This window comes from Candidatus Omnitrophota bacterium (assembly GCA_028715965.1).
In the GTDB taxonomy this organism is placed as follows: Bacteria; Omnitrophota; Gorgyraeia; order Tantalellales; family Tantalellaceae; genus JAQUQS01.
The window spans coordinates 1-13,017 of the sequence record JAQUQS010000030.1; the positions used below are offsets into that span (position 1 = coordinate 1).

Genomic DNA, 13,017 nt, shown 5'->3' on the forward strand with positions numbered 1-13,017 from the left:
AATTGGGATAATATATCATCCCTAGCGTCGGCGGGCGTGAACTGGGACAGTATGTCCACCATGGCGGGAGCGGACGTTAACTGGAGCAACATATCCGTAATGTCGGCGGCGGGCATAAACTGGACGGATCTTGGCACTATGTCGAACGTGGGAGTGAATTGGTCTGATATACAGGTGCTTACTACCGTGGGTATGAATTGGATCGATTTTACTGATATGACCACTATAGGTGTTAATTGGGCAGATATAGGGGTTCTTTCAAGGACCGGGGTGAACTGGTCGGATATAGAGGCGCTCGCGGGACAGAATATAAACTGGAATGACTTCAACCGGCTTACACGTGCCGGTATAAACTGGACGGACATAGACGTTATGTCAGAGACCGGCGTGAACTGGTCCGGGATGGCGGAAGTAGCGGCGGCGGGGATAAACTGGTATAACATCGCGGATATGTCTGACGCCGGCGTGAACTGGTATAACCTTTCCAATATGGCCGCCGCCGGTGTGAATTGGGATACCATTTCGGAAATGGCCGCCGCCGGCGTGAACTGGGATGATCTGGCTGTGATGACCGACGCGGGCGTGAACTGGTCGGATATGTCCTATCTTTCAGTGGCGGGCGTGAACTGGTCGGACCTAAACATCATGACGGAAGCGGGCGTGAACTGGGATGACCTTTCCTATATGTCCGTTACGGGCGTCAACTGGACGGATTTCGACGTGCTTTTCAAGACGGGTGTTAACTGGTCAGACCTGGGGGTCATGACGAACCATGGGGTTAACTGGTCAGATCTTGAAGTGTTCACAAAGGCCGGCGTGAACTGGGGAGAGCTTGAGGTAATAACGATCGAAGGGATAAACTGGTCCGATCTTAACCGGCTTACGCGCGCCGGAGTGAACTGGGCGGATTTTGAGGTCATGACCGAACGGGGGATAAACTGGGAAGACCTGGAGGTCATAACCAAACAGGGAGTTAATTGGTCCGACCTTAACCGGCTTACGCGCGCCGGAGTGAACTGGCAGGATTTTGAAACAATGAGCAAGGCGGGTATTAACTGGTCCGACCTTGAGGTTATCACCGTCCAGAACATCAACTGGTCGGATTTCCAGATATTGACGGAAGCGGGCATAAACTGGTCCGATATACAAGTGCTTACCGCGGCCGGGGTGAACTGGGAAGATATAAACGTAATGTCCACAAGGGGCGTCAACTGGTCCGATATGGAGGTCATGAGCAAGGCAGGCGTCAATTGGGACGAACTCGAGGTGATGTCGGTTACGGGTGTTAACTGGTCCGACCTTGGAGTCCTCACCACGGTGGGTGTCAACTGGTCCGATTTCAATACGCTGACAAGGACCGGGATAAATTGGGATGACCTTGATGTGATCAGCAAGGTGGGAGTGAACTGGGCTGATTGGGGAACGATGACCACCTCCGGGGTGAACTGGTACAACATAGCCAATCTCTCAGAGTCAGGTGTTAATTGGGAGCAGATAAAGGAAATGGCCGGAGCTAGCGTGAATTGGGATAATATCTCCGTCATGTCATCCGCGGGCGTCAACTGGTTCAATATAGGTAACATGGCATCGGCTGAGGTCAATTGGACCAATCTTTCCAATATGGCCGCCGCCGGCATTAACTGGACCGACATGGCGTATATGACCACATCATACGTGAACTGGGATACGATCGCTGTAATGTCCGACGCGGGCGTCAACTGGGAAGACATGGCGGTGATGTCCGGGGTCATGGTCAACTGGGAGGATCTCAGGGTCATGTCAGAGACGCTGGTCAACTGGGCGGATATCCAGGTGATGACCGACGCGGGCGTGAATTGGTCCGATATGGGAAGGATGACCCTTGCGGGGGTTAATTGGGAGGATATCCAGGTATTTACCGAGACCGGGATAAATTGGGAAGACCTGGGCGTGCTCATGGGTACCGGGGTGAACTGGGAAAGCTTCAGCGCTATGACCAACGCCGAGATAAACTGGGTCGATTTTGACCTTATGACGAAAACCGAGATAAACTGGGCCGGATTACAACCCCTGGCCACCGCAGGGGTGAACTGGGAAGATTTTGGCGTGATGTCGCGTGCCGGTGTCAACTGGACGGACCTTACGGTGCTTACGGAGCAAGGCGTGAACTGGTCCGACGTCGATGTCCTGACAAAACAGGGCATAAACTGGGCCGATTTCAACCAGCTCACGGTCGCGGGTATTAACTGGTATGACCTTAAACCCATGACGGAAGCGGGTGTCAACTGGGTGGACTTTACCACCCTTACCTACGCGGGGATCAACTGGTCCGACATGGAAACGATGACAAAAGCCGGAGTGAACTGGCAGGATCTCGGACCGCTTACCGCGGCGGGCGTGAACTGGGCCGATCTTACCACAATGTCGGAGGCTGGTGTTAACTGGTCGGAATTCGAGGTCATAAGTAAGGCCGGTGTTAACTGGCAGGACCTCAAACCCATGACGGAAGCCGGTATAAACTGGTTGGACTTCGGCGCTATGACGGAAGCGGGTGTTAACTGGGCAGGTCTTGGTGAGGTCGCTGCCGCCGGGGTCAACTGGGACAGTATCTCCCAGATGGCCGGGGCGAACGTTAATTGGCAGAATATATCCAATATGGCTGACGCGGCTGTTAACTGGGAGAACATCGAACGTATGGCCGCGGCCGGCATAAACTGGACAGACTTGGCGTATATGTCGGGATCAGGGATCAACTGGTCGGACTTTAATACCCTCACTACGGCGGGTGTTAACTGGGACGACCTTACGGTATTCTCCGAAGCGGGTGTTAACTGGGATGACATAGCGGTAATGACAGAAGCCGGTGTTAATTGGACCGACTTCGGGTCTCTGACGGAAGCCGGTGTGAACTGGGCAGGTATGGTGGCGCTTTCCGAGGGAGGGGTCAACTGGTATGATCTCACCGTAATGACAGAAGCCGGTATAAACTGGAGCGATATGGCGGCGATGTCGGAAGTTGGCATGAACTGGGCAGGGCTTGAGTTCATGGGAAGCGCGGGCGTGAACTGGACGAACGTACAGATATTGTCTTCAGCGGGCGTGAACTGGCTTAATATATCGAACATGGCGGACGCGGGCGTCAACTGGAATAACATCGAGCTCATGGCCAGGGCCAACGTGAACTGGTTCAATATCCAGGACCTTTCCAACGCGGGTGTGAACTGGTACAACATCGGGAACATGGCGGATGCCAATGTTAATTGGAACAACATAGAACGTATGGCCAGCGCCAACATCAACTGGAGCGATGTCTCCACTATGGCGGACGCGGGCGTAAATTGGGTGGATTTTAATGTCCTGACCCGTGTTGGGATAAACTGGTCAGGGATGGATACTATCTCAAGATCCGGCGTGAACTGGTCGGACCTTGCCGTACTCTCAGCAGCGGGAGTGAACTGGGATGATATGCAGGCACTTACTTCGGCGGGAGTGAACTGGGATGATCTTGAGCTTATGAGCGAGTCAGGGGTCAATTGGGCGGATCTCGCGCCCATGACCGCGGCTGGCGTGAACTGGTCCGACTTCAATTCGCTTACAAGGGCCGGGGTCAACTGGACAGATCTGGTGTTGCTTACTGAGGCTGGTGTCAATTGGTCTGATCTCAATTCTCTTACAAAAGCGGGAGTTAACTGGTCGGATCTTACCTTTATGACGGAAGCAGGTGTGAACTGGGATGATATCACGGCCCTGTCGGAAGCCGGGGTCAATTGGACCGATGTTGATGTCCTGACAAAAGTAGGGATAAACTGGTCAGATTTTAACATCCTTACAAAAGCGGGGGTCAACTGGTCCGACTTTAATACCCTTACAAGGGCCGGGGTCAACTGGTCCGATCTTAATACCCTTACAAAAGCGGGGGTCAACTGGTCCGACCTTAACACGATGACGAAGGCCGGGGTCAACTGGTCCGACCTTAACACGATGACGAAGGCTGGGGTCAACTGGGCGGATCTTACGGTAATGAGCGAGGTCGGGGTTAACTGGTCTGACTTTGATACTCTTACGAAAGCGGGGGTCAACTGGTCCGATTTCAATACCCTTACGAAGGCTGGGGTCAACTGGGCGGATCTTACGGTAATGAGCGAGGTTGGGGTTAACTGGTCTGACCTTACGGTATTGAGCGAGGTCGGGGTCAACTGGTCTGACTTTAACACTCTTACGAGAGCGGGCGTGAGTTGGTCGAACTTGACGATCATGACGGAAGCTGGGGTCAACTGGTCCGACTTCAATACGCTGACAAAAGCGGGCGTCAATTGGTCCGACTTCAACGCGATCACAAGGGCCGGGATAAACTGGTCCGACCTTAATACATTGACAAAGTCCGGGATAAACTGGTCCGACTTCCAGGTGCTCACAAGAACAGGTGTCAACTGGGCGGATATACAGGCTATGAGCGAAGGCGGCGTGAACTGGGCCGACCTGAACCCGATGACCACGGCGGGCATTAACTGGTCGAATTTCGAATCTCTTTCAAGTGCCGGTGTGAACTGGTCCAATATCGAGAACATGGCCGGTGCCGGTGTGAATTGGTATAACATAGCTAACATGGCCGAGGCCAACGTGAACTGGTTCAACATCGAGAACATGGCAAGCGCGAACGTGAACTGGGACAGCATCTCTACGATGGCTGGAGCGGGTATTAACTGGGACGATTTCAAGATACTTTCTGACGCGAGGATCAACTGGTCCGATCTTCAGGTAATGACGGATGCGGGGGTCAACTGGGCGGACCTCAATGCGATGTCCCGTACAGGTGTGAACTGGGAAGACCTCGAGAAGATGACGGAAGCAGGGATCAACTGGTCGGATATGGGGCCACTTACCAAAGCTGGGGTTAACTGGTCCGATCTTAACACTATGACCAAGGCGGGTATTAACTGGGATGATTTCGTGCCCATGACGGAAGCGGGCGTGAACTGGATAGATTTCCAGTATCTTACAGCCGCCGGCGTGAACTGGTCGGTCGTTGATACGATAACGCGGTCCGGGGTGAACTGGTCAGATCTTAACACAATGACCAGGGCGGGCGTGAACTGGGAAGATATGGAGACAATGACCAAGGCTGGCGTGAACTGGTCCGATATGCAGGCTATGAGCGTGGCCAATATCAACTGGACGGATCTCGTGCCCATGACGGAAGCGGGCGTGAACTGGATAGATTTCCAGTATCTTACAGCCGCTGGTGTGAACTGGTCCGATGTTAATACGATAACGCGGTCCGGGGTGAACTGGTCAGATCTTAATACAATGACCAGGGCGGGCGTGAACTGGGAGGACATGAATGCCCTTACGGAAGCAGGGATCAACTGGGATGACATGCAGGGAATGACTGAGGCGGGCATCAACTGGTTGGATATGGTGCCTCTTACCCAAGCGGGTGTGAATTGGGTCGATTTCCAGAGCCTTACGGAAGCCGGAGTGAACTGGGCGGACTTTACGCCACTTACTCTGGCGGGCGTGAACTGGTCTGACCTTAATACAATGACCAAAGCGGGCGTGAACTGGCTTGATATCGGGGCACTTACGGAAGCGGGTGTCAACTGGGTCGATATGCAGGGGATGACGGAAGCCGGGATAAACTGGGCCGATTTTACGCCTCTTACGGAAGCAGGAGTGAACTGGACGAATTTTGAGACAATGACGAAAGCCGGAGTGAACTGGGCGGACTTTACACCACTTACTCTGGCGGGCGTGAACTGGTCTGACCTCAACACAATGACCAAAGCCGGCGTGAACTGGGAGGATATGGAGACCTTGACCAAGGCCGGCGTGAACTGGGATGATATGCAGGGAATGACTGAGGCCGGCATCAACTGGTCTGATCTTGTGCCCCTTACGCAAGCGGGCGTGAACTGGGTGGATTTCCAATATCTGACGGAAGCGGGGATCAACTGGTCAGATGTTAATGCCATAACACTGTCCGGGGTCAACTGGTCGGATCTTAACACAATGACCAAAGCGGGCGTGAACTGGGCGGACATGGATGCCCTTACGGAAGCGGGCGTGAACTGGGACGACATGCAGGCGCTTACGGAAGCGGGCGTGAACTGGGTGGACTTCGTGCCGATGACACAAGCAGGTATAAACTGGCTTGATCTCCAGGCACTCACGGACGCGGGTGTTAACTGGTCGGATGTTACGGTAATAAGTGAGGCAGGTATAGACTGGTCGGACCTCAATACGATGACGAAGGCTGGTGTTAACTGGGAAGACCTGGAGACCCTGACGAAAGCCGGGATAAACTGGGACGATATGCAAACGCTTACGGAAGCGGGCGTGAACTGGGCGGATCTTGCGCCGTTCACGGAAGCGGGTGTTAACTGGTCAGCGCTTACGATAATGACGGAAGCGGGCGTGAACTGGGATGATCTTACCGTTCTTACGGAGGCTGATGTCAACTGGTCGGACCTTCAGACGATGTCGGAAGCGGGTATAAACTGGTCGGACTTTGTTCCTCTTACGGAAGCGGGTGTTAACTGGTCAGCGCTTACGATAATGACGGAAGCGGGTGTTAACTGGGCGGATATGGCCCCACTTACGGAGGCCGGTGTGAACTGGTCAGATCTCAACACGTTGACAAAGGCGGGCGTCAACTGGACGGACTTCAATACATTGACAAAAGCGGGTGTTAACTGGGTAGACCTTACGACGCTTACGGAAGTTGGTGTGAACTGGGCGGACCTTACAACGCTTACGGAAGCGGGCGTGAACTGGAACGATCTTTATGCGATAACACGTTCCGGCGTGAACTGGGCGGACCTTACGACGCTTACGGAGGCCGGCGTGAACTGGGCGGACTTCCAGGTGCTTACGGAAGCGGGCGTGAACTGGGCGGATCTTACGACGCTTACGGAAGCGGGCGTGAACTGGGAGATCCTTACGACAATGACGGAAGCGGGTGTGAACTGGTCTGACCTTGCGGTACTTACGGAAGCGGGCGTGAACTGGCTGGACTTTACGACACTCACGGAAGCGGGCGTGAACTGGAATGACCTTACCGTGCTCACGGAAGCGGGGGTGAATTGGCTGGACCTTACGACACTTACGGAAGCGGGCGTGAACTGGGCCGACCTTACCGTCATGTCGGAACGGGGTATAAACTGGTCGGATATGACTTTCCTTACGGAAGCAGGTATAAACTGGGCGAATTTCGAGGCCCTGACCAACGCGGGAGTTAACTGGTATAACATCGAGAACATGGCGTCGGCAGGAGTTAATTGGTATAACATCGCGAATATGACCGACGCGAACGTTAACTGGTATAACATCGAGAACATGGCAAGCGCGAACGTGAACTGGGACAGCATGTCGATAATGGCCAGCGCGGGCATTAATTGGGACGATTTCAAGATATTGTCCGATGCCGGCGTGAACTGGTCCGATATAACGGTCATGACGGAGTCCGGGGTCAACTGGGCTGACTTCGATACGATCACAAAAGCGGGTGTTAACTGGATCGACCTCACAGCGCTTACGGAAGCTGGAGTTAACTGGTTGGATCTCGATGTGATAACGCGGACAGGCGTTAATTGGAATGATATAAGAGTGCTCACGGAAGCGGGCGTGAACTGGCAGGACCTCCAGAGCATGACCATAGCCGGCGTGAACTGGTCCGGGCTGAAACCTCTTACGGAAGCGGGTGTTAACTGGAATGATCTGACGGTACTTTCCGAGGCGGGCATTAACTGGAATGATCTTACGAGTCTTACGGAGGCGGGCGTTAACTGGACCGATTTCCAGACGTTGACTGAAGCCGGTGTTAACTGGTCTGATTTCAATACATTGACAAAAGCCGGGGTCAACTGGTCTGATCTTACGGCACTTACGGAGGCGGGGATAAACTGGTTGGACATGGAGGTCCTGACCACTCGGGGGATAAACTGGAACGATATCGAGGTGCTGAGCAAACAGGATATCAACTGGGCCGACTTCAACGCGATGACGGTGGCCGGCGTTAACTGGGCTGACTTTAAACCGCTCACGGAAGCGGGCGTTAACTGGGATGATCTCACGGTACTTACTGAGGCGGGCGTTAACTGGGATGACATGGATACCCTTACGCGTGCCGGTGTGAATTGGACCGATCTGGAAACGATAACAAAATCCGGCGTTAATTGGTATGACCTTAGCGTAATGACCATTTCCGGAGTGAATTGGGCCGATCTCGCGCCTATGACGGAAGCGGGAGTGAATTGGTTGGACCTGGGAGTTCTCACTGATGCCGGAGTTAATTGGGCCGATCTCGCGCCTATGACGGAAGCGGGAATAAACTGGAACGATCTTACCGTGATGACCGAAGCGGGTGTGAACTGGGAGGATATGGATACCCTTACACGCGCTAACGTGAATTGGAATGATATAACGGTCATGTCGAAGGCCGGTGTAAGTTGGGCCGGGCTACAGCCGCTTGCTACCGCCGGAGTGAACTGGGCTGATTTTGCCGTACTTACTTCACGCGGAGTGAACTGGTCCGACCTTAGGGTGATGTCGGAGGAGAATGTTAACTGGTCAGATATAGAGGTAATGTCCAAACAGGGTATCAACTGGTCGGACATGACCTCCATGACGATCGCGGGTATTAACTGGGTGGACTTCCAGGCGCTTACCGAGGCTAACATAAATTGGGAAGATATAGAGGTGTTCACGAAAGCGGGTGTTAACTGGTATGATTTCGAGCCTTTGACAACGGCAGGTATAAACTGGGAAAGTCTTGGAAATATTGCTGACTCCGGAGTTAACTGGGAGAACATGGAGCAGCTGGCAGGCGCTGGAGTTAACTGGGACAGTATAGCCAGTATGGCTGACGCGGCTGTTAACTGGAACAACATCGAGAGGATGGCAGCGGCGGGCATAAACTGGGATGACGTGGCAATAATGGCCGATGCCGGTGTTAACTGGCACGATTTCACCGTACTTACGGAGTCCGGCATAAACTGGACGGATCTGACGATCATGACCGAGGCGGGTGTCAACTGGTCCGACTTTGGCAATCTGACCGCCGCCGGTGTTAATTGGGACGATATAGCGGTCATGTCGGAGGCCGGTGTTAACTGGGAAGACCTCGAGACATTGTCGGAGGCCGGCGTTAACTGGCTGGACCTCAATACACTAACAAGAGCCGGGGTCAACTGGTCCGACCTCGAGACATTATCGGAGGCGGGCATAAACTGGACCGATCTTACGTCAATGACAGAGGGCGGGGTCAATTGGATAGACCTCGAGACACTGACGGAAGCCGGTATAAACTGGGCAGACTTCAAGCCCATGACGGAAGCCGGTATAAACTGGGCAGGGTTGGGGGATATAGCGGATTCCGGCGTGAACTGGGTAAGTATTTCTGAAATGGCCGGCGCGGGCGTTAACTGGGCGAATATATCGACCCTGTCTTCTGCCGGTGTTAACTGGGAAAGCATGTCGGCTATGGCCGCGGCAGGTGTTAACTGGAATGACCTTGCTACTATGACAAAAGCCAAAATAGCATGGAAAGACCTGCAGATCATGTCGGATGCGGGTATTAACTGGGCTGATCTCGCGCCGATGACGGAAGCGGGGGTTAATTGGTCGGACCTTACTACACTTTCGAGGGCCGGCGTGAACTGGGAAGATCTCGAGACCCTTACGGAAGCGGGGGTTAATTGGTCGGACCTTACGATACTTACGGAAGCGGGGGTCAACTGGTCGGACCTTACGATACTTACGGAAGCGGGTGTGAACTGGTCAGACCTTACTACGCTCACGGAAGCGGGAGTTAACTGGTCGGACCTTACCGTGCTGACGGAATCGGGCGTTAACTGGTCAGACCTTACGATACTTACGGAGGCGGGCGTTAACTGGGCGGACTTCGAGGCGCTTACGGAAGCGGGAGTGAACTGGTCGGACCTCAAGCCGCTCACGGAAGCGGGAGTGAACTGGGTGGATCTCCAGTCCCTTACGGAAGCGGGGGTCAACTGGGCCGACTTCAAACCGCTCACGGAAGCCGGCGTGAACTGGGCCGATCTTACTACGCTTACGGAGGCGGGCGTGAACTGGTCCGATATGCAAGCGCTTACGGAGGCGGGGATAAACTGGATAGATTTCCAGACGCTTACGGAAGCGGGTATTAACTGGGTGGACCTTGTACCTCTCACGGAGGCGGGGATAAACTGGGAAAACTTTACGACGCTTACTGAAGCCGGTGTGAACTGGCAGGACCTCAGGGTGATGAGCCAGGCTTTGGTTAACTGGGCCGACCTCCAGGTCCTTACCGAAGCCGGTGTCAACTGGGACGGGCTTGTCCCGCTAAGTGAGGCCGGTGTCAACTGGGCCGATCTTACTACGCTTACGGAAGCCGGCATTAACTGGCTTGATCTAACCTTCCTTACGGAAGCCGGCGTTAACTGGGATGACATGAAAGCGCTTACGGAAGCTGGTGTTAACTGGGTTGATTTCCAGGCGCTTACGGAAGCTGGTGTTAACTGGGCCGATCTTACCCCGATGACCGAAGCGGGAGTGAACTGGCTCGACTTGGGGACTCTTACGGAAGCCGGAGTGAATTGGGCGGATCTTACCCCGATGACTGAAGCCGGTATAAACTGGGCAGGGTTGGGGGATATAGCGGATTCCGGGGTTAATTGGGATAGCATATCGGAAATGGCCGGTGCGGGTGTTAACTGGGATAATATGTCAAGCCTGTCATCGGCGGGTGTCAACTGGGACAGCGTTTCAGCGATGGCTTCGGCGGGTGTCAACTGGTATGATTTCGCGACACTTACCGGCGCGGGCGTTAACTGGACGGATATGCAGGTAATGTCGGATTCAGGCGTTAACTGGGCCGATTTCACCGTTTATTCCAAGGCAAACATAAATTGGTCGGACCTCGCGGTCATGTCGGATGCCGGAGTTAACTGGGACGACCTGGAAACCTTAAGCAAGACGTTAGTTAACTGGTCTGACTTCAATGTCCTCACGAGAGCGGGTGTCAACTGGATAGATCTTACCACTTTGACGGAAGCGGGTATTAACTGGTCGGATCTCGAGGTCATTACTGAGATCGGGGTGAACTGGTCAGACCTGAGAGAGCTTTCTACGCGATCCGTTAATTGGGCGGATCTTACCTCACTTACCCGCGCGGGTATCAACTGGCTTGACATGACGATATTTACGGAAGCGGGTGTGAACTGGTCGGATATCAACGCCCTTACCAAGTCCGGCATAAACTGGTCGGATATACAGGTGCTTACGGAAGCGGGTGTGAACTGGTCGGATATGCAGGTGCTTACGGAAGCGGGTGTGAACTGGTATGATTTTAATACCCTTACACGTTCAGGTGTGAACTGGTCGGATATACAGGTGATGACGGAAGCGGGCGTTAATTGGGCCGACCTTACGATCCTAACTGAAGCGGGTGTGAATTGGGCCGACTTCAAGCCGCTCACGGAAGCGGGCGTTAATTGGGCGGATCTTACGACACTCACGGAAGCGGGCGTTAACTGGCGTGATATGGGGACCCTTACCACGGCCGACATAAACTGGACCGATCTTCAGGTGATGACGGAAGCGGGTGTGAACTGGGCCGATATTACGACGCTTACGGAAGCGGGAGTGAACTGGGCCGATCTTCAGGTGTTCACGGAAGCGGGTGTGAATTGGGCGGATCTTACGGTACTTACGGAAGCCGGTGTTAACTGGGGAGACCTTACCATGCTTACGGAAGCCGGCGTTAACTGGCTTGATCTAACAACGCTTACGGAAGCGGGCGTGAACTGGTCGGATCTCGAAACACTTACGGAAGCGGGTATTAACTGGACGGACATGACATATATAACGACCGCGGGTGTTAACTGGCTTGACCTGAACGCTCTGACCTACGCCGATGTCAACTGGTCCGATCTTACGGTACTCACGGAAGCGGGCGTGAACTGGTCTGATCTCACGCCAATGACGGAAGCGGGTATCAACTGGTCCGATCTTACTACCCTTACAGAGGCCGGCGTGAACTGGTCGGACCTCAATTTCATGACAAAAGCGGGAGTGAACTGGTCGGATATAGATGTGTTATCAAAAGCGGGAGTGAACTGGTCGGACCTTACGATAATGACAGAAGCGGGCGTGAACTGGTCAGACCTTATGATGCTCACGGAAGCGGGTGTTAACTGGGAAGACCTCGAGGTTATGTCGAAAACCCTTGTTAATTGGGCAGACTTTACGACCCTTACGGAGGCCGGAGTGAACTGGTCTGACTTAGCGGTACTGACCGAGGCCGGGGCCAACTGGCTGGACCTCCAGAACATGACGGAAGCGGGCATTAACTGGTCGGACTTCCAGTCACTTACGGAAGCAGGGGTCAACTGGTACGATATGCGTACACTTACTGAGGCCGGTGTCAATTGGGCGGATCTCCAGGCCCTTTCCGAGACGGGCATAAACTGGTCCGATTTCGGGGTTATGACGGGAGCCGGTGTGAATTGGTACGATATGCGCATGCTTACGGAGGCCGGCGTGAACTGGTCAGACTTCCAGACACTTACGGAAGCCGGAGTGAACTGGACAGATTTCAACGTCATGACGGAAGCCGGAGTGAACTGGTCCGGGATGAAAGCCCTTTCGGATGCTTCGGTGAACTGGGAGAATATGGCGAACCTTTCGGCGGCAGGCGTCAACTGGGACAATATAGCCCAGATGGCCGATGCGGGTGTTAACTGGGACAATCTGTCCGAACTCGCGAAAGCCGGCGTTAACTGGGACAGCCTTTCGACGATGACGGAGGCGGATGTCAACTGGGACGACCTTGCCGTGCTTTCCAAGGCCAGTGTTAACTGGAACGATATGATGGTCCTTACGGAGGCCGGAGTGAACTGGTCTGACTTTACTACCCTTACGGAGGCCGGCGTGAACTGGTCGGACCTTCAGGTCTTTACGGAAGCGGGCGTTAACTGGTCCGATATACAGGATATGTCCATCGCCGGCATTAACTGGCGAGATCTCACTACGATGACGGAA

At 53.9% G+C, this 13,017-nt stretch carries 1 protein-coding gene; it reads left to right on the forward strand.

Annotated elements, in window-relative coordinates:
• A partial coding sequence (locus tag PHH49_08125) for a hypothetical protein (protein ID MDD5488905.1) occupies window positions 1-13,017 on the forward strand: 13,017 nt, incomplete at both ends.